19 protein-coding genes are annotated in these 19,298 nt (G+C 65.8%); 11 read left to right on the forward strand and 8 right to left on the reverse strand.

Annotation, left to right across the window (positions count from 1 at the left end):
- Positions 1–79: 79 nt before the first annotated feature.
- The 4 genes from QX094_RS14585 to QX094_RS14600 all read right to left on the reverse strand — a co-directional run bounded on the left by QX094_RS14585 (position 80) and on the right by QX094_RS14600 (position 5,236).
- Positions 80–1,390, reverse strand: a complete 1,311-nt coding sequence (locus QX094_RS14585; protein WP_316166208.1) for a hemolysin family protein — start codon at positions 1,388–1,390, stop codon at positions 80–82.
- A gap of 256 nt (positions 1,391–1,646) precedes the next feature.
- Positions 1,647–3,632 (reverse strand): carbohydrate porin, encoded by a 1,986-nt coding sequence (locus tag QX094_RS14590; RefSeq protein WP_315825484.1) that lies wholly within the window; start codon positions 3,630–3,632, stop codon positions 1,647–1,649.
- 345 nt (positions 3,633–3,977) lie between these two features.
- The gene (locus tag QX094_RS14595; RefSeq protein WP_315752260.1) at positions 3,978–4,259 is read right to left on the reverse strand and encodes a hypothetical protein; all 282 of its coding nucleotides are present in this window, start codon (positions 4,257–4,259) and stop codon (positions 3,978–3,980) included.
- Between the two features lie 146 nt (positions 4,260–4,405).
- Positions 4,406–5,236 (reverse strand): creatininase family protein, encoded by an 831-nt coding sequence (locus QX094_RS14600; protein ID WP_316174507.1) that lies wholly within the window; start codon positions 5,234–5,236, stop codon positions 4,406–4,408.
- A gap of 122 nt (positions 5,237–5,358) precedes the next feature.
- On the opposite strand from QX094_RS14600, the gene QX094_RS14605 reads away from it, so the two are divergent.
- From QX094_RS14605 to QX094_RS14635, 7 genes are all read left to right on the forward strand, one after another.
- Positions 5,359–6,360, forward strand: a complete 1,002-nt coding sequence (locus QX094_RS14605; protein ID WP_315752323.1) for an ABC transporter substrate-binding protein — start codon at positions 5,359–5,361, stop codon at positions 6,358–6,360.
- A 25-nt stretch (positions 6,361–6,385) separates the two neighbouring features.
- Complete coding sequence (locus tag QX094_RS14610) at positions 6,386–7,186, forward strand: ABC transporter ATP-binding protein (RefSeq protein WP_315752258.1); 801 nt, start codon at positions 6,386–6,388, stop codon at positions 7,184–7,186.
- 83 nt (positions 7,187–7,269) lie between these two features.
- Positions 7,270–7,998, forward strand: coding sequence for an ABC transporter permease (locus tag QX094_RS14615; RefSeq protein ID WP_316174643.1), 729 nt, complete (start codon positions 7,270–7,272; stop codon positions 7,996–7,998).
- Complete coding sequence (locus tag QX094_RS14620; RefSeq protein ID WP_316174509.1) at positions 7,998–8,981, forward strand: 2-hydroxyacid dehydrogenase; 984 nt, start codon at positions 7,998–8,000, stop codon at positions 8,979–8,981. Before QX094_RS14615 ends, QX094_RS14620 begins: the two co-directional genes overlap by 1 nt.
- 92 nt (positions 8,982–9,073) lie before the next feature.
- Positions 9,074–9,670 carry an AprI/Inh family metalloprotease inhibitor gene (locus tag QX094_RS14625; RefSeq protein ID WP_316174645.1) on the forward strand — a complete coding sequence of 199 codons (597 nt, stop codon included), beginning with the start codon at positions 9,074–9,076 and terminating at the stop codon, positions 9,668–9,670.
- Positions 9,671–9,828: 158 nt separating this feature from the next.
- Positions 9,829–11,481: a PAS-domain containing protein gene (locus QX094_RS14630; RefSeq protein WP_316174510.1), complete on the forward strand. Its 1,653-nt coding sequence runs from the start codon at positions 9,829–9,831 to the stop codon at positions 11,479–11,481.
- A 107-nt stretch (positions 11,482–11,588) separates the two neighbouring features.
- Positions 11,589–11,918 (forward strand): hypothetical protein, encoded by a 330-nt coding sequence (locus QX094_RS14635; RefSeq protein ID WP_315715302.1) that lies wholly within the window; start codon positions 11,589–11,591, stop codon positions 11,916–11,918.
- A gap of 3 nt (positions 11,919–11,921) precedes the next feature.
- Here QX094_RS14635 and QX094_RS14640 read toward each other — a convergent pair whose 3' ends face one another.
- A complete protein-coding gene (locus tag QX094_RS14640) occupies positions 11,922–13,397 on the reverse strand; it encodes a PLP-dependent aminotransferase family protein (protein WP_316170953.1) in 1,476 nt (491 codons plus the stop codon).
- A gap of 85 nt (positions 13,398–13,482) precedes the next feature.
- Here QX094_RS14640 and QX094_RS14645 point away from each other — a divergent pair, with 85 nt between their 5' ends.
- On the forward strand, positions 13,483–14,343 hold the full coding sequence (locus QX094_RS14645; protein WP_315715304.1) for a DMT family transporter: 861 nt from the start codon (positions 13,483–13,485) through the stop codon (positions 14,341–14,343).
- An 11-nt stretch (positions 14,344–14,354) separates the two neighbouring features.
- On the opposite strand, the gene QX094_RS14650 is transcribed toward QX094_RS14645, so the two are convergent.
- From QX094_RS14650 to QX094_RS14660, 3 genes are all read right to left on the reverse strand, one after another.
- On the reverse strand, positions 14,355–15,068 hold the full coding sequence (locus tag QX094_RS14650) for a hypothetical protein (RefSeq protein ID WP_316174511.1): 714 nt from the start codon (positions 15,066–15,068) through the stop codon (positions 14,355–14,357).
- Between the two features lie 149 nt (positions 15,069–15,217).
- On the reverse strand, positions 15,218–15,499 hold the full coding sequence (locus tag QX094_RS14655; protein WP_316187952.1) for a JAB domain-containing protein: 282 nt from the start codon (positions 15,497–15,499) through the stop codon (positions 15,218–15,220).
- Between the two features lie 12 nt (positions 15,500–15,511).
- The gene (locus QX094_RS14660) at positions 15,512–15,715 is read right to left on the reverse strand and encodes a helix-turn-helix domain-containing protein (RefSeq protein WP_316187953.1); all 204 of its coding nucleotides are present in this window, start codon (positions 15,713–15,715) and stop codon (positions 15,512–15,514) included.
- Positions 15,716–16,182: 467 nt separating this feature from the next.
- Here QX094_RS14660 and QX094_RS14665 point away from each other — a divergent pair, with 467 nt between their 5' ends.
- From QX094_RS14665 to QX094_RS14675, 3 genes are all read left to right on the forward strand, one after another.
- Positions 16,183–16,878: an alpha/beta fold hydrolase gene (locus QX094_RS14665; RefSeq protein ID WP_315826139.1), complete on the forward strand. Its 696-nt coding sequence runs from the start codon at positions 16,183–16,185 to the stop codon at positions 16,876–16,878.
- Between the two features lie 31 nt (positions 16,879–16,909).
- Positions 16,910–17,764, forward strand: a complete 855-nt coding sequence (locus QX094_RS14670; RefSeq protein WP_315826138.1) for an SDR family NAD(P)-dependent oxidoreductase — start codon at positions 16,910–16,912, stop codon at positions 17,762–17,764.
- A gap of 127 nt (positions 17,765–17,891) precedes the next feature.
- Complete coding sequence (locus QX094_RS14675) at positions 17,892–19,244, forward strand: IS1182 family transposase (protein WP_316167505.1); 1,353 nt, start codon at positions 17,892–17,894, stop codon at positions 19,242–19,244.
- Positions 19,245–19,298: the final 54 nt, after the last annotated feature.

Below are 19,298 nucleotides of genomic sequence, written 5' to 3' on the forward strand. Positions count from 1 at the left end.
CATCGCATGGCAGATGCGAAGCGGGTGCGAGAATGCTCCGGCGGGGCGCACTGTCGTTGCGGCGACAGCACGGGTTCAGCTACCCCACATTCGGCTCGCCGCCCTCCGGCGCGAGCCTGGTCGCCAGGATCTTGTCGATGCGGCGGCCGTCGAGGTCGATGATCTCGAAGCGCCACCCCTGCAGCTCGAAGCTCTGGCCGACCTCGGGCACGCTGCCGAAGTGCTGCAGCACCAGGCCGGCGACGGTGTGATAGCCGCGATGTGGCGGCACCTCGATGGCGAGGACGTCGGCGAACTCGTCGAGCGGCATCCAGCCGGAGACCAGCAGCGAGCCGTCGTCGCGGCGGACGCAGGCGGGCTCGGGGGGACCCTGCTCGGACGAGAATGCGCCGACGATCGACTCCAGAATATCCGCCGCGGTCACGACGCCTTCGAACGCGCCGTATTCGTCGTGGACCAGCCCCATATGCACGGGCGCTACCTTGAGGATCGCGATCACGTCGCGCGCATCGACGGTGGAGGGAATGATCGGCACCTCGCGCACCAGGCTGCGCAGGTCCGGCGTCTCGTCGCGCAGATAGGCCGCCAGCAGGTCCTTGGCCTGGAGCACGCCGATCGGGCGGTCGCGCTCGCCGTCCGACACCGGCAGTCGCGAATGCGGGCTCCTGGCGAGCAGCTCGCGAATGGCCTTGGGATCGTCGTTGAGGTCGACGACGTCGACCTCGGGACGCGGCGTCATGATGGCGCCGACCGGGCGGTCGCCGAGCCGCATCACGCCGGCGATCATCTCCTTCTCGCCCGGCTCGAGCACGCCGGCAGTCTCGGCCTCGCGCACCAGATGATGGATCTCCGCCTCCGAGACCTTCTCCTCGGCCTCGCCGGAACGGCCGAGCAGCGTCAGGATCAGCTTGCCGGAAAGGTCGAGCAGCACGACCAGCGGCAGCGACACCTTGGCGAGCACCTGCATGGCCGGCGCGACGCGGACGGCAATCGCCTCGGGATCACGCAGCGCGAGCTGCTTCGGCACCAGCTCGCCGACGATCAGCGTGGCATAGGTGATGATGGTGACGACCAGGCCGACGCCGACGATGTCGGCGACGGAAGCCGACAGGCCGAGCTCCAGCAGCGATTGCGTCAGGCGCTGGCCGAGCGTGGCGCCCGAGAACGCGCCGGAGAGCACGCCGACCAGGGTGATGCCGATCTGCACCGTCGACAGGAACCGCCCCGGGTCGGACGCCAGCGTCAGCGCCCGCCGCGCGCCGGACACGCCTTTCTCGGCCAGCATGGCCAGCCGGGCCGGCCGCGACGAGACGATCGCGAGTTCGGACATCGACAACAGCCCGTTGACGACGATGAGGACGACGATGATGGCGAGTTCGACTGAGAGCATTTCGACCTGTGAGCGCCCGAAGGGGCGGGGAATGGAGACAGGTCCTAGCATATGGGGATGGCAAGCGCCCAATGCCGCATTGCGGTAAGCGCATGGGGGACTGCACCCTGCGGCAGGTCAGCTTGGCGCACCGACGGGCGCATCATCCTCCGCTGTCGTCCCGGCCTTGAGCCCGGACGACACCCATTTGTGGCGCGAATTGCGGCTCTCATCGGCGCTCGACTGCCGGCCTCGACGGCGGCGCAGCCTGTCGCCCTCAGAAATCCCCGTGCAACCGCCCGGAGAAGATCGACACCGGGCCGCGGTCGGCGTTGTAGGCGGGGTTGTTGACGAACTGGTAGTCCGCCGTGAAGGTCAGGTATTTGTTGATCGAGTAGGCGTAGTAGGCCTCGATGATGTTCTCGCGCCGATAGTTCAGCGCACCATCGCCGATCAGCGGGCCGAGGCCGCCGGCGGCGAGGAAGGCGCGGTGGTCGCGCGACAGCCCGTTGGTCACGCCGGCGAGGCCGATCGTATCATCGGGACGGCCCCAGCGCGTGCCCTTGATCGAGGTGCCGAACGACAGGCTGTTGTCGATGTCGGTGAAGGCCATGATCTCGGTCTTGCCGTCGTTCCAGCTCCAGCGGCCGAACAGGCCGAGCTCGTCTGACAGCGCCTGGTCGAAAGAGACGACGTAGCCGTATTTGGGGCGGCCGCGGCGGGTCTGGGTGATGTCGGCATTGAGCGCGGGATTGTCCAGCGTCTCGCGGTAGCTGCCGGAGAAGGTGTTGTTGAAGAAGCCGATGGTGCGCAGGTGGCCCGGCTGCGAGAACAGCTGATAGCGCGTCTCCAGCTCGACGACATAGCTGCCGCGCCTGAACACGTTCGTGTCGAAATTGTTGGAGTTCGAGGTGGCGTCGACCAGGAAATAGCCGGCGCGCAGCGCCCAGTTCCTCTGGTTCAGCTCGGCGGTGGCGCCATAGGTCAGGCCGAGCTTGTCGGCGGCGTAGTCGAAGGCACCGGGCGCCCAGATCGACCAGTTCATGAAGTCCTTGCGCGCATCCTTGGCGTAGGCGTTGCCGTCGAACACGTCGAGCACCGGAAATTTGCCGATCTGCACCGTGAGACGCGAGATGTCCTGCTTGCCGGAGAGCTGCAGCTGGCCGCTGCCGAGCTGCTCCTGCTCGCCGCCGAAGCCGAAGGTCTGGCGCAGGAACAGCCGCGAGGTGTTGTAGTGCGGATAGGGGAAGTCGGACTTCTGCGCTTCGCCATTGGGGAAGCCGCCGAGTCCGACGGTGTTGCTGAGGCCGAAGCCCTGCAGCAGCTCGGGATTGTAGTAGACCTCGCCGCCGTCCCACAGCCGCGCGTTGATGTACAGGCTGTTGCTCCAGGTCTCCTGGAATTGGCGCGCGGGTGTCAGGCTGTTGGCGCCGGTGTAGGCGGCGCGGAACGCCGGATAGCCCTGGCCGATCACGGTCGCCTGGCCGTGGATCTCCCAGCGGTCGGATTCGGGATCGGACGGATCGCTCTTGAGCTTCAGGTCGGGACCGCTGGCGAAGTCGAGCTTCCGGTTGAGCCCGACCCGCAGGGTCTGGAAGTCGAGTTGCGAATTGTAGCTGGCTCCGTTGGAGAAGCGGACGCCACCGTTCTCGAAATGGCTGTAGAGATATTCGAGGCGCCAGCTCCAATGCGGCGCAAAGCTGCGTTCGATGCCGGCGCCGGCGGCCCAGCCGAGCCGCGTCGTCAGCAGTTTCTCGGTGTCGCCGGCTGCATTGGTGTTGATGAAGCGGCCGCCGGTCCAGGCAAGGCCGCCGGTGGCATAGACCAGCCAGTCGCCCCTGATGTAGCCGACGCGGCCGCGGGCGGTGGCGACATAGTCCCACAGCTCCGAGACGTTCGAGCCGGGCGTGCCGAGCATCGCGACGGTGTGGTTGGAGGTGAGATAGTTCGGAAAGCTGAAATCACCCTCGAGCCCGAGCAACAGCCCGGAGCGGGTGACCCAGTTGTAGCCGGCCTGAACGCCGCCGGTGAGACCGCTGAACGGGCTGCCGGTGCTGACCGTGCCGCTCGGGTCCGTCAGGGTCGCCCGGCCGTGGTCACGTGTATAGCCGGCATGGACGCCGACATAGAGGCCGGTCCAGTCGAACACCGTTTGCGCCATCCGGGCCTTGACCGGCAGGTCGGCGGCAGCGGCGGGGGCAGCGAGCGCGGCGATCATGGCGCCGGCCGCGATCACTTCCCGGGTGCAGTTCGAACGGATCATGGCGGCGGATTCCCAAGGCAAGGCAAACGACACAGGCAACGTCACAACTGATTGCCCGCGCACAGTCACGAGAAGATTACGGAGTCGTCGATGTTTGATCGGAAGTGTGGATGACACGCGGCAATTCAGGGATGATTTATATTGCGATTAATTCGCAAGAGCAAGCGTGGGGCGATCTGACCCGGTTTCTGATCGAGGGTGTTGCGCCCACGCAACAATCGGCCCGCCCGGGCGGCCGGGCGGGCTGTCGAGATCGCAGATCGGGGCAGGTAGACGCCCGGCCTTGGCGAATTTGGCGAGGCGAGCCTTGGCCGCGGCTGGGCGGGGCGCGACGAAAGCCCAGCATCAATAGCCGCAGGCCCTGACCCGGCCGACATACTGGCCGTAGACGTTGTACTGCGGCACCCAGCGGCAGTACCGATAGCCACCGCCATAGTAGTAGCCGTCGTTGCTGGCGGCGATGGCGCTGCCGACGACGGCGGCGCCGACGAGGCCGGCACCGACGCCCCAGCCCCAATGGTGATGATGGAAGCCGTTGGCCGCGGCAGGCGTCGACGTTGCGGCGATGCTGCCGGTCACGGCGAGAGCGGTCAGCGCGAGGGCGGCAATCTTGGTCTTGATCGACATGGTGAAGGCTCCTGTTTGTTGTTGCGGCGGCCGGCGTCGGCCGCTTGCCAAATTGGACGGAGCCTTTTCGAAACCGGTTCGAATCGCCTGATCGCGATCGACGCCGTTCGAAGATTCATCAGAAGATCCAGAGTGTTATCTCTGGCTCAGCCGCCCGACAGGGGGCCGCGGCCAAGCGCGTTCACGTCGAAGTTATCGATGTCGTCCAGCAGCGCACAGAACGCCCGCGCGCCGTGGTCGAGCACGCGCTCGCCCTTCTCCGCCGACGCCTGCGTGGCATCGCCGACCGCGCCGCCCGCATTCAGGTCCTGCGTCTGCCAGGCCATCGGCGCCGGCCGCTGCGTCGAGAGCACCTTGTAGGTCGTTTCCATCTCAGCGCCGCGCGAGGAGAATGCGGCGATCGCATCGCTGCGCACCAGCGTGGGATGGCGGGCCAGCATGATCGAGGTCTCGACGGCGCCGCCGTGAATGCCGTGCCGCAGCTCATCGGGCGAGAACAGGCCGTCGGGCGCACCGAAGCGCGACCACGACGTCGTCACCACCAGCATGCGGTGATCAGCGCGCAGATCCTGTGCGACCAGGGTCATCGCGGCACTGTTGCCGCCATGGCTGGTGACGATCACGAGCTTCCTGATCCCGGCGCGCGCGACGCTGTCGCCGAGCGCACGCCAGCTCCGCAGCGCGACCTCGGTCGGCATGGTCAGCGTGCCCGGATAGTCGATATGCTCGGTCGAGATCCCCACTGGCTGCACCGGCAGGACCGTCACCGGCAGCGCCGGCGGCAGCAGCGCGCGCACCTGGGCGAGATAGGCCTCGGCGATGTAGACGTCGGTGCCGAGAGGCAGGTGCGGGCCGTGCTGCTCGGTGGCGGCGAGCGGCAGCACTGCGATCCAGCGCGCGCTCTCGGGCGTTCCCGCCTCGGGCGTTGCCAAAGCGGGCCAGTGCAGCTCGGTCCAGTCGCGGGGCGGCAGGGTCATCGCGCGGGCAGTTTCCTTCGTCCGTGGGGCAGGGTAGGTATCACCCGAACGATCTTAACATGTTCAGCCAGAAAGAACCGGGGAGACCAGACATGGCGCAGGCGCTTCTGCCGCGAACGTTAATGGCGGCATTGCTGGTCCTCGGCGGGACTTTGGGCGGGATGATCTCGGCGGCCCATGCCCAGACCCTGGACAAGGTCTCGTTCGGCACCAACTGGGTCGCCGAGGCCGAGCATGGCGGCTTCTTCCAGGCGGTCGCCGACGGCACCTACAAGCGCTACGGTCTGGACGTGACGATCGTGCCGGGCGGTCCGAACGAGAACAACCGCATGCTGCTGATCTCGGGCAAGATCGAGTTCTTCATGGCCGCGAACACGCTGATGTCGTTCGACGCGGTCGCCAACAACGTGCCGGTGGTGTCGATCGCGGCGATGTTCCAGAAGGACCCGCAGGTGTTCCTGACCCACCCGGAGTCCAGGATCACCAAGCTCGACGAGCTGAAGCCGCTGACCCTGTTCGTCTCCAAGGAAGGCATCTCCAGCTACTATCAATGGCTGAAATCGGAATACGGTTTCTCCGAGAAGAACGTCCGCCCCTACACGTTCAATCCGCAGCCCTTCATCGCCACGCCGCAGAGCGCAATGCAGGGCTATGTCACGTCGGAGCCGTTCGCGGTCGAGCGCGCCGCCGGCTTCAAGCCCGGCGTGATCCTGCTCGCAGACAACGGCTTCAACACCTATTCGACCCTGATCGAGACGCGCCGCGACCTGATCGAGAGCAAGCCGGACCTGGTGCAGCGTTTCGTCGATGCCTCGATCATCGGCTGGTACAACTACATCTACGGCGACAATTCCGCGGGCAATGCGCTGATCAAGAAGATGAACCCGGAGATGACCGACGACCTGCTGGCCTATTCGGTCGCCAAGATGAAGGAGTACGGCATCGTCGATTCCGGCGACAGCGTGGAGAAGGGCATCGGCGCCATGACGGAGGAGCGCATCGCCAGCTTCTTCGACAAGATGGTGCGGGCCGGCGTGGTCAAGTCGACGATCGACTATCGCAAGTCCTACACGTTGCGTTTCGTCAACAAGAGCGTCGGCATCGATCTCCGGCCGAAGAAGTAGGACGCTTGAGCGGCACTTTCAGCAAATGAGCTCACCCCTTTCGTCCGAGCGCGCCGTCGCGACCGCGGTACGCCTGCGCGGCGTCACCAAGGTGTACGAGTCCGGCGTCGCCGCGCTGGGGCCGATCGATCTGACCATCGCCAAAGGCGAGTTCGTCTCGCTGCTCGGCCCCTCCGGCTGCGGCAAGTCGACGGCGCTGCGGCTGATCGCAGGCCTCGCGCGCCCGAGCGGCGGCGCGGTCGATGTCGCGGCGTCCGCGTCCGAGACGCATCCGGGCCATCGCATCGGCTTCGTGTTCCAGGAGCCGACCTTGATGCCCTGGACCAGCGTGCGCGACAATGTCGGATTGCCGTTGAAGCTTGCGCATGTCCCGGCCATGGAGGCGCGGCCGCGGATCGATGCGGCCTTGGCGCAGGTCGGCCTGTCGGATTTTGCCGATGCTTTCCCGCGCGAATTGTCCGGCGGCATGAAGATGCGCGCCTCGCTGGCGCGGGCGCTGGTGACGCGGCCCGACATCCTGCTGATGGACGAGCCGTTCGCGGCCCTCGACGAGATCACGCGCTTTCGCCTCAACAACGACCTGCTGGCGCTGTGGCGCAGCCTGAACATGACCGTCCTGTTCGTCACCCATTCGGTGTTCGAGTCGGTCTACCTGTCGCAGCGCGTGCTGGTGATGACGGCGCGGCCCGGCCGGCTCAGTGCCGAAATCCGGATCGACGTCGACTCGCGCGATGATGCGTTCCGGGCCTCGCCGGACTACGCCGCATACTGCCGTCGCGTCTCCGACGCGTTGGCGCCGGCCTACACCGGAGTGCATGCGCTGTGAGCGGTGCCTCCGAGCGAGCGACATCCGTTGCGGGCGAGCGGCTGGCGAGCCTCGCCTTTCCGGCCTTGGTTTTCGTCGCAGCGATGACGGCGTGGGAGTTGGTGGTGCGCGTCAACGGCATCCAGCCCTATGTGCTGCCGGGCCCGCTGCTCATCCTGAAGACGTTGGTTGCCGACTGGGACATTCTGGCGCAGTCGCTGCTGACGACACTGGTCACCACGCTCGAAGGCTTCATCGCTGCCGCGCTCGGCGGCATCGCGCTGGCGCTGTTGTTCAACCAGTCGAGATGGCTGGAATGGGCGCTGTTTCCCTATGCCGTAGTGCTGCAGGTCACCCCTGTGATCGCGGTCGCACCGCTGCTCCTGATCTATCTGCCGCAGCAGACCGCGGTGGTCGTATGCGCCTGGATCGTCGGCTTCTTCCCGGTGCTGTCCAACACCGCGCTCGGGCTCAACTCGGTCGATCGCAATCTCGCCGGCCTGTTCCAGCTCTACGGCGCCTCGCGCTGGCAGACCTTGCGCTATCTGAAACTGCCCGCCGCTCTGCCCTACATTCTCGGCGGTCTGCGCATCGCCGGCGGCCTGTCGCTGATCGGCGCCGTCGTCGCCGAGATCGCCGCGGGCAGCGCCGGCGCGGGCTCAGGGCTCGCCTATCGCATCGCCGAATCCGGCTATCGTCTCAACATACCCCGCATGTTCGCAGCGCTGGTGCTGCTGTCGGTCGCCGGGATTGTCATCTATGGCTTGCTGGCGCTAGTTTCGCACCTCGTTTTGCGGCGCTGGCACGAGAGCGCGCTTGGAAAGGACAGCTGATGGCGGCTACTTCGTCTGACAAGATCGATGTTCTGATCTATGGGCCGCTGCGGCCGATCCTGGAGAAAGGGTTCCCGGACGGCTTCACCGTGCACCATGCGACGACGCAGGCCGATCTCGAAGCGCTGCCGGCGGACGTGAAAGGGCGGATCCGCGGCGTCGCCGTGACCTTCCATACCGTGAAGACCGATGCCGCCGTGATGGCGATGCTGCCGAAGCTGGAGATGATCGCAAGCTTCGGCGTCGGCTATGACCATATCGCGGCCGCCCATGCCGGCCAGCACGGCATCATCGTCACCAACACGCCGGACGTGCTGACCGAGGAGGTCGCCGACGTCGCGCTCGGCCTGCTGATCGCTACCTGCCGCGAGTTCATCAAGGCCGATCGCTTCGTGCGCTCCGGCGAGTGGACGTCGAAGCCCTATCCGCTGAGCGTCGGCTCGCTGCGCGACCGCACCGTCGGCATGGTCGGCATGGGCCGCATCGGCCAGGCGATCGCGCGCCGGCTCGAAGCCTCGCTGGTGCCGGTGGTCTATCACTCGCGCAACCCGGCGGCGGGCGTCACCAACAAGCACTATCCCGACCTGCTCGCGATGGCCAGGGACGTCGATACGCTGGTCGTGATCGTGCCCGGCGGCGCCGGCACCAACAAAATCGTCAACGCCGAGGTGCTGAAGGCGCTGGGGCCGCGGGGCGTCGTCGTCAACGTCGCCCGCGGCTCGGTGATCGACGAGCAGGCTTTGGTCGAGGCGCTGAAGTCCGGGACGATTCTCGGGGCCGGCCTCGACGTGTTCGAGAAGGAGCCGGCGGTGCCGGACGCGCTCAAGGCGATGGACAATGTCGTGCTGCTGCCACACATCGGCTCGGCTGCCATCGTAACCCGCAACGCGATGGATCAGCTGGTGGTCGACAATCTCAAGGTCTGGTTTGCCGGCAAGCCGCCGCTGACGCCCGTTCCGGAAACGCCGGTGAAAGGCCGCTGATGAAACGCTCGCTCCCAATGCTGATCGCGCTGCTGTCGTCAGTGGCGAGCGTCCCTGCCGTCGCGCAGGACGCCGCCGGCCTGAAGAAAGCGATGATCGGGCAGTGGGAGCTTGCGACCACCGAGCGCAGCAAGACCTGCGTCGTGACCCTGAAGCCGGACGCGGCGCCGCGCGGGCAGAAGCTCGAGCTGGAGCCGGGCTGCGCCGCCGCGCTGCCCTTCACCAAGGACATCGCCGGCTGGACCGTGAAGGGCCTCGACATCGTCAGTCTCCAGGCCGCCAACGGCGAGGCGGTGATCGACTTCACCGAGGTCGAGGCCGGCATCTTTGAAGGACTGCGCCAGGGCGAGGGCGTCTACATCCTGCAGAACCTGGCGGCGGCGCGGTCGCTGGCGAAATCGATGGACCAGATGATTGGCGACTGGGCGATGGTCCGCGGCAACGGCGCCACGATCTGCAGCCTGGTGCTGACCAACAACGACGCCGGCCACGACAATTTCCAGGTGTTCGTGAAGCCTAAATGCGACCCCATGATCGCAGCGTTCGCGCCGAGCCAGTGGCGGCTCGAGCACGGCCAGATGATGCTGATGTCGGACCGCGGCGAGACCTGGCGGTTCGAGGCGGACGACAATGCGCAGTGGCGGCTGGTGCCCGACAGCGCCAATCCGCTGATCATGCTCAGGCAGTAGGACGAGACGCGCGCCGTTGAGCGCCCTTGCCGCGCGGCGGGCAAGCCTCTTCCGGCATCGGATTGGTTAACGGTCGGTTACGCGCCGGTTCCACTGATTGGAACTTGTTGTTTACGCATCTTGCGTCTGATGGTTGTACTCCATCGAGGGGGACCGCCATGCGTGAGTTGTTGCGCCGGTTCAACAGGTCGCTGCCGTCGTTCAGCCTCAACGACAAGATCTCTGCGGCTGCGGCCGCGTTCGCCGTCCTGGTGATGCTGTCGACACTGGGCGCGCTGTCGGCGCTGCGCGAGCAGCGCCTGTTCTACGATCGGCTCGAAGCGCTTTCCATTGCAGCCCGCAACATCGAGCGCACCAACGCGCTGATCTACGCGGTCGTGATGGAATCGCGCGGCATCTACATGTCGTTGGACCGCACCGTCGCGCGGCGCTACGCCGACTCGCAGCTTGCGAAGATTGCGCAGCTGAGCAAAGTGGTCGACGAATGGGAAAGCCGGGTCACAGATGACGACGCCGCGCTGTTCGCCCCGTTCAGGAAGCGGATCGATCAGTTCGTCGCATTCCGCACCGAGATGGCGCGGCAGACGATCTCGGTCGGATCGTCGGCGGCGCGCGAGCTCGGCGACAATGACGAGAATCGCGCGGTGCGCACCGCGCTCAACGAGGACCTCGAGAAGTTGTCGCGGCTCTATTCCGACCGCACCCGCGAGCTCGGCGAGGCGGCCGACGCGCGCGGCATGGCCGCGTTCTATCTGGGCACGCTCGGGGCGGTGATCATCGTGCTGATCGCGGCCGCGGCGCTGGCGCTGCGCTGGGGCGTGCTGATGCCGCTGCTGGACATCGCCCGCGTCACCGACCGCATCGCCGCCGGCCGCATCAAGCTCAAGATTCCCCATGCGCGGCGCCACGACGAGATCGGACGGGTCGCGCATGCGGTGGAGACTTTCCAGAACGGCGCCTTCCGGATTCAGGAGCTCGAGCAGCACGAGGTCGAGATCGAGCGCCAGCACGCCGACATCCTGCGCGAGCACGAGCGGCTGGAGCGGGGCGCGCTCAGCAACCAGCAGCGTCTGGATGCCGCAGTCGCCAACATGGCCCAGGGCCTGATCATGCTCGACAGCTTCGGCTATGTGCTGATCGTCAACGAGCAGTACCGCAAGCTCTACGGCGTTCCTGCCTCGGTTGCGAAGCCCGGTGCGCATGTACGCGAGATTCTCGCACACCGCGCCAAGCTCGGCCTGCTGCGTGAGAAGCCGTCGGAGTTCCTCGCCGCGCTACGGGAGCGCATGAAGGCGCGAAGGGCCGAGATCGTCGAGGTCGAGCTCGCCGACGGCCGCATCATCCGCATCTCGGAGCGTCCGATGGAAGGCGGCGGCTGGATCGCCACTCATGAGGATTTCACCGCGCAGCGCCGTGCCGAGCGCAAGCTCGTGCGCGCCGAATATTTCCTCGCCGCATTGCTGGAGAACATCCCGCAGGCGGTGCTGGCCAAGGATGCGCAGTCGCTGCGCTACATGTTCGTCAATCGCGCCGCCGAGCGTCTGTTCGGCGTGCCACGCAGCGACATCATCGGCCGCACGCCGGGCGAGCTGTTCTCCGCGCCGACCGGCGCAATCCTCGAGGAAGCCGCCCGCGACCAGTTCGCAGAGCACGGCGACGATGAGCCGCGAGCCCATAGCATCCTCACACCCGGGAACGGTCCGCGCGACATCGTCGTGCGCCGGCTGCCGGTCTCGATCGGCGAGGGCGAGCCGAAATATCTCCTCAGCATCATCGAGGACCGCACCCAGGATCAGCGCGTGGCGGCATGATGCGTCACGTGGCAAGGCCGTGGATTGCCCTGCCTTGACGTCGCCTTGATCTGCATCAAGAACGGCCACGCCGGGCGGACTAGCGTGCCCGGAACGGAGGCCTGTCCATGATCCGACGTCTGGGGATTCCCTTTGCTACCCGCCTCGGCGCTGCGGCGCTGCTCACGCTCGCCGTCGTCGCGCCGGTGCATCAGGCTGCCGCGCAGGACGTACTCGGCGGAGCGATCCTCGGCGGCGCCGGCGGAGCGATCCTGGGCGGCGCGATCGGCGGCGGCCGGGGCGCTGCGATCGGCGCCGTGATCGGGGCCGGTACCGGAGCTGCAATCGCGGCCGATGGCGAGCGCCGTCGTGGCGGCTATTATTCCTATCGCAATGGCTGCTATTTGCAGCGCGGCGACGGCTCATGGGTCCGCGCACACCCGCGCTACTGCTACTAAGCCTTATCCGCCGGTCGAATCGGCCGCTTGGCGGCGCAACGAACGCGCGGCCGGTGGCTTTGTCGCGCGCTCCAGCGCGTTGATGACGCGCGGATCCTCGCAATGCGCGACGTTGAAGCGCATCATCGTCGCGGCGGATTGCGCCGCGCTGAAGACGTCGCCGGGCGCGAGCACCACGTGTTCATCGAGCGCGGCCTGGGCCACCTCGATTGCCGTACAGCCGTCCGGCAACCTGCACCACAGATGAAAGCCGCCGCGCGGCATCAGCCATGGGGCGATACCGATGCGCTGCAGCCGTGCCGCCACGCGCGGCCGTGCTCGCCCAAGCCGTGCGCGCAGCTCCTCGACGTGCTTGCGGTAGCTGCCGCTGGTCAGCACCTGGGTCAGGGTCTCCGCGGCGAATTGTCCGGGACCGCCGAAGCCGGTCGCGATCTGCAGGTCGATCAGCGGTTCGATCCAGTCCGCGCGCGCCGCGATGTATCCGCAGCGCACCGAGGCCGACAGTGTCTTGGAGAAGCTGCCGACCAGGATCACCCGCGTCAGCCCGTCGAGTGCGGCGAGCCGCGGCGACGGCTCGGGTTCGAAATCGCCGTAGATGTCGTCCTCGACGATGATCGTGTCATGCGCCGACGCGGCGTTGAGCAGCCGGTGCGCCGTCTGCAGCGACAGCGTCGCCCCGGTCGGATTGTGCAGGCCGGAATTGGTGATGTAGAGCCGCGGGCGCTCGGCCGCGAGTATCGCCTCGAACTGCGCGATGTCGGGTCCGCCCGGCGTCATCGGCACGCTGATGATCCGCGCCTGATGCGCGCGCAGCAGCGCGAGGAAGTTGAAATAGCAGGGATCGTCGACCAGCACGGCGTCGCCGGCACCCAGCAGCATGCGGCAGATCAGGTCGATCGCCTGCGTGCCGGACGAGGTCAGCACCAACTGCTCGCTGAACGCGTCGATGCCGATGCCGGCAAGGCGGCCCTGCAGCAGCCGTCGTAGCGCCGGCGATCCTCGCGCTCCGCCATAATCGCTCAGAACAGGGCCGGCGCTGCGCGCCAGCGCGCGGACCGCGCGCCGCAGCGCGTCCTGCGGCATCCACTCGGCCGGCAGCCAGCCGCAGCCGGGCGTCAGCGTTCCCGGTCCGGCGTCGAGCGACTGCCGCGACACCCAGAACGGGTCGACCGCGCGCGGACGGCGCGGCTCGCGATCGGCGAGGGCCAGCGGCGGCAGCGCCGTGTCGGCGACATAGAAGCCGGAGCCGCGCCGGGCACGGATCACGCCCTCGGCGGCGAGCCGGTCATAGGCCTCGACCACCGTGGCCGGCGACACGCCCATCGCCGCGGCGAAGGCGCGGATCGAGGGCAGGCGCTGGCCGGCGCTGAGCGCGCGCGTCGCCAGACGCTGCCGGATCGCATCGACCACGGCGATGGTCCGCGAGCCGCCTCGGCGGGAATCGGGCGTCCCTGGTCCCAAGTGTGTTGCCCTTTGCATCAGTACAGATTGTCAAAATTGTATCGGTCTGTCGCTGCCGCAACAAGCCCGATCGGGCTATGGGATCTGCAAGGAGGAGCCGTGCATGAAGGGATCGATCGAGGGCTGGGGGAGCGGCATCATCGGCATGACGATCTTCAGCGGCTCGCTGCCGGCGACGCGGGCGGCACTGGAGGGTTTTTCGCCGCTGTTCCTGACGGGCGCACGCGCGACACTCGCGGCCGTGCTGGGCGCGCTTTGTCTCACGCTGTTGCGGCAGCCGCTTCCCGGCCGGCGCGACCTGATGTCGCTGGCGGTCGTGTCGCTCGGTGTCGTCATCGGCTTTCCGCTGCTCACCGCCCTGGCGCTCCAGCACATCACCTCGGCCCATGCGATCGTGTTCGTCGGTCTGCTGCCGTTGTCGACCGCCTTGTTCGGCGTGCTGCGCGGCGGCGAGCGGCCGCGGCCGTTGTTCTGGCTGTTCGCAGCACTTGGCGCTGCGGCGGTCTCGGGCTTCGCCCTGTCGCGGGACGGCGTCGCGGCGCCGATCGGCGATCTCGCGATGATCGCTGCGATCGTCGTCTGCGGCCTGGGCTATGCCGAGGGCGCCATGCTCACCCGCCGGCTCGGCGGCTGGCAGGTGATCTCGTGGGCGCTGCTGTTGTCTGCACCGCTGATGCTGTCGATGGCGGTGCTGACGCTGCCCGGCGCGTCACACGACATCACGGCCGCGGCGTGGCTGGGCCTCGCCTACGTCTCCGTCTTCAGCATGTTCGTCGGCTTCGCCTTCTGGTACCGCGGGCTCGCGCGCGGCGGCACTGCGACGGTGGGCCAACTGCAACTGCTGCAGCCCTTCCTCGGCCTCGGTTTCGCGAGCCTGCTGCTGCATGAGCCGGTGTCGGCAACGATGATTGCCGCAGCCGGAATCGTCGTCCTCTGTGTGGCAATGGCGCGCCGCTGGGCATGAGCCGTCGGCGGCTATTTGCGATGATAGAGTCCAGTGAAGCTGACGCCGGCACCGCCGCAATCATTGTTGTCCTCGACCAGCAGAAGCGCGCCGATTCGCTGCAGGCGCACGCGGCACTCGTCGCCGGCATTCGGCCGCTCGAACGGTGTGCTGCCGTCGTCGACGAAGGCGATCAGGCCGCCCTTGGGCTCTGCCGTCGCGCCGAGCGATCCGTTGCGCAACTCGCGCCCGGCCGGCAACACCTGATCGCCTTCGATCCTGAGCCGGTTGCCGGCCTCCTTCCTGATCGTCAGTCCCCCTCCAGGGTGCTCCCAGCTTCCGGACCAGTCGGCCGTCGCCGGCGCGGCCATCGGCTCGACGGCGGTGAGGGCTGCGCGCGGCAACCAGCCGGTGGTCCAGATCTGGGCCTTCGCATGCGGCTGCTGGTAGCTGACGCAGACGAAATCGCCGCGGGTCCTTCCGACCAGCACGAGGTCGTCGCGGACGAGGTAAGCCTTCTTCCGGCAGGCGTCGGTCGCAGCGGGACAGCCTGCGGCCTTGAAGTCATCGTCATAGGCACTCTTGACGAAGTTCACGCGTGGCTGGCCGCTCACTTTGGCGACGACGAGCGGCCGCGCATCGTCCCAGCCGATGCCATTGCAATTGGCGGGGTCGTCGGCGTCGTAGGCGGCGGCCGCCGTGACGGTCAGGACGCCGAGGATCAGTCCGATGAAGGGCGCGCGCATCCGTCATTCCTCTCCACGCTTCGCCCGCATTAGCCGGCGCGGGAAGACGTCCGGTTCAAACCGGCCCGACGTTTCGTCCATCCCGCGGCGATCTTTTGGCAGCTCCGACCGCAGCACGCTGCATGCGTCGTCTCGTCGGCGTCGCGCCTTCACATCACCCCGATGCTCTTCAGGCTGGTATGGCCATTCCTTCCGACGATGATGTGATCGTGAACCGTGATGCCGAGCGGCTTGGCGATCTCCACGATCGTCTTGGTCATCCGGATGTCGGCCTGCGACGGCGTCGGATCGCCCGAAGGGTGATTGTGCATGAGCGTGGCGCCGCAGCTATCCAATTGATATATTGCAGCTTTTCGAAAATCGTCGACCTCATGGGGACGGGGAATGGGGACGGTAGCGCGTGACGAAACGTGATCATCATCCTTGATCAAACTCGGTCACGATCAGTCGTCTAGACGCACGCACGCCACCATGTTTCGCTTGTCCCAGGCGTCGAGTTGATCAATCGGATAGAGAACCGCTTTGCCGATTTTGACGAAGGCCGGCCCGACACGCATCGCTCGCCAATTCCGCAGCGTCCCTACGCTCACTGCTCCGCGATAGCGTTCCGAGACTTCCTCCGCAGTCAGATATTTTCGATCTCCCATGCTGTCACTCCAGATCACAATGGGCCCGATCGAGCATTTATGATCCCGGTCAGACATAGAACCTGAATGAATCATGGGTAGTGCGAGGGACGGTGAACGGCGGCGAATAGGCGTCCAATAGGTCGGCGCCGCTGACGTCGGCTATGCATCCGACAGTGACACTCGGTCCGACGAGTCTTGTCAGAGGCCGGGCCGTAAGCTGCCGTCGATGCACCCGACCGAGAAGGTCCGTAATGGGCCAACAGCGGACAAGAGAATGAAGTAGGCCGCGAGTAGAGCCGCACAGTTATCGATGGAATTGGCGTGCAAAAATGGACCGATTCCCGGGGTGATCGGCATCAAACGAGGCCCAGGTACAGCGGGCCGATTATCGTGTTCTTCAGCTCTTGAAAGTCGAGGTCAGCATGCTGGTGGCTGCTGCATTTCGGAGAGTTGCGAGGACGCGGGCCAGCTCTTAGACTGGTATTGTGACCTTTATCCTCATCCCAGGTGCGTGGCTCGGCGAATGGTGCTGGCGCGAAGTGACACGCCGGCTGGACGAGGCGGGTTGGCAGTCGATCGCCATCACGCTGCCGGGCCTTGGCGAGCGGGCTAATCTGCTCAACCCTGATATTGGGCTTGATGCCCACGTTTCTGACGTCGTGTCGCTGTTGAGCGACAGGGCCCTCCGCAACGTCACGCTTGTTGGCCATAGCTACGGCGGCACTGTCATCAGCGCGGTTGCTGAACAGCTGCCCGATCGAGTGAGCTGCCTGGTTTTTCTCGACGCTTCTATCCCGCAGGATGGTCAGTCGAATAATGACGTGCTGGGGTCCGAATGGGCGGACCGTATTCGAGCCACGGCTCGCGAGACGGGCGACGGATGGCGCGTGCCGCCACCCTCATCTCTGGATGTGCCGGACGACATCAACATCTGGGCCGCTCAGAAGCTGACGCCGCATCCTCTGCGCTCTTTCGAGGATCCTGTACGGCTGCGATCCCCAACCGCCGCTCGTATTAGGCGTGTGTTCTTGCGATCGTCGACGCACGTCCCACTCTATGATCGACTCATGGAACGCGCGCGAGCCGCAGGCTGGCAATGCGGGGACGTGCCAGGCGGGCACTACTCGATGCTGACCGCCCCGCAAGCCGTCGCCGAAGCCTTTGGCGCGCTCATGACATAGTTGATGCCGCTTGGCCATTAGGAGATGTACTGTGACGGAGCGTAGTCGTTCAACCACAATTCGCTTCGATAACCAGGTGGCTGTCGTCACCGGAGCGGGCCGCGGTCTAGGAGCTGCCTACGCGCATCTTCTTGCCAACCGTGGTGCGCGCGTCGTCGTCCATGATGCCGGCGTTGCTAAGGATGGCAGTGGCTTTGATCCCTCTGTGGCAGATGGCGTCGCGCGTCAGATTGTCGACGCGGGCGGCAGCGCAGTGGCCTGCCATGAGAACCTGGAGGAAGCCATTGGATGCAAGCGCGTCATCGAGTTTACGATGGACACCTTTGGTCGTCTCGACGTCCTGATTCACAATGCCGGGCTGGTAATCTTCGCACCCCTAGAGGAGACAACGCCGCAAGTCTGGAACCGAATGGTCAATCTTGGTGTGCACGCACCGTTCCATCTGCTCCAGTCGGCAATCCCTCATATGATCCGCCAAGCCTATGGACGCGTCGTGTTGACCACGTCGGGCCGCGCATTACGGGTCGCTGATAACGTGCCGGGGTTGACCGGCTATGCAGTCGGCAAGATGGCGCAACTTGGTCTGATGGTTGGCATCGCCGCCGAGACTCGGGATGCCGGCATCCGTATCAACGCGATCTCACCAGTTGCAGCAACGCGGATATTGCGTCGCCATGCGCCAGAACTCAAACCCGAGCTCGTTGCCCCTGGTGTTATCTTTCTGGCTTCGCCAGCTTGCGACGCGTCCGGCGTGGTTCTAAGTGCGGCGGGGGGACGGTTCTCGGGCGACCAGTGGAGCAGAGCCGCCGGCGTCGACTTCGGCCCTGAGCCAATAGCTCCGGAGATGATTGCGGCGCGCTGGTATGACATCGTCCAGCAAGGCTGAGCCCCCCGTAAGACATCCGTCCGCGGTGGTTGCAAGTCCGCTTTGGGTCGATTTCGTTGAAAAAGTCAGCAGTTGCGACGCAGAGATATCGGTGATTCAGTCTGTCTAGTGGGCAGGACTGAAGGTCATGATGGGGCATCGGCAAGTCGAACAGGCTGCGTTGTTCTATGAGTTCTCGCTGGAAAGGCACATCCCAGCCGACCACCTCGTGCGGTCGATCGATAGGTTCGTCGACCTTGAGGACTTACGGCGGGAGCTGGCGCCGTTCTACAGCAACATCGGGCGGCCCTCGATCGATCCGGAGCTGATGATCAGGATGCTCTTGATCGGCTATTGCTTCGGCATCCGATCGGAACGGCGCCTCTGCGATGAAGTCCATCTCAATCTGGCATACCGCTGGTTTTGCCGGCTGGGTCTAGATGGAGGCGTCCCCGATCACTCGACGTTCTCGAAGAACAGGCACGGCCGCTTCCGTGAGAGCGATCTCTTCCGTCGCGTGTTCGAGACCGTCTTGCGCCGCTGCATCCGGGAGCGCCTGATCGGCGGCGAAGGGTTCGCAGTCGACGCGAGCCTGATCAAGGCGGATGCCAATCGGCAGAAGGGAATCGAAGGCGATAAGAGGCTTCCGCCGGAGGCTGCGGGTCGAGCGATCGACGAGTATCTTGCCGTTCTTGATGATGCCGCGTTCGGTGCCGCGACGGAGGTCACGCCCAAGTTTGTATCGCCCTCCGACCCGGCGGCGCGCTGGACGGGAGCGCACGGCGGCCAAGCCTTCTTCGCCTACTCGACGAACTATCTGGTCGACGTCGAGAATGCGATCATCGTCGATGTCGAAGCGACCACGGCGATCCGCCAGGCAGAAGTATTGGCCGCCAAGCGCATGATTGAGCGTTCAATCGAAAGGTTCGATCTTTATCCAAGCCGGCTTCTCGGCGACAGCGCCTATGGCTCCGCTGAGATGCTCGGGTGGCTGGTCTACGAGCACGGGATCGAGCCGCACGTGACCGTCTTCGACAAGTCGGCCCGCACCGACGGGACCTTCTCGCGTGAGGCCTTCACCTACGACCATACCAGGGACGTCTATCGCTGCCCCGCTGGCAACCCCCTCACCACTACAGGGACGCTGGTGAACAACGACACGACGGTCCTCTACCGTGCGAGCAAGCGCGATTGTCAAGCATGCTCTCTAAGAAGCAGGTGTTGCCCCAACACCCCGGCTCGAAAAGTGCCGCGCTCGATCTACGAGGGCGCTCGCGACATGGCACGCGAGATCGCAAGCTCATGGGAAGGCCGCACTTCACGCCGGCTCCGCAAGAAGATTGAGATGCTGTTCGCGCATCTCAAGCGCATCCTCAAGCTAGATCGGCTGCGACTAAGAGGGCCGAACGGCGCACGCGACGAGTTCACCCTCGCTGCAGCCGCTCAGAACCTTCGTAAGATGGCCAAGCTGATCCCGATGCCCGCGCTGACGCCCGCGTGAACCACAACGCGCCAATTCGTCCTCGAAACAGATGGCGTTCACGACGAAACTACT

The sequence above is a fragment of the Bradyrhizobium sp. SZCCHNS1050 genome (assembly GCF_032484785.1).
Classification (GTDB): Bacteria; Pseudomonadota; Alphaproteobacteria; order Rhizobiales; family Xanthobacteraceae; genus Bradyrhizobium.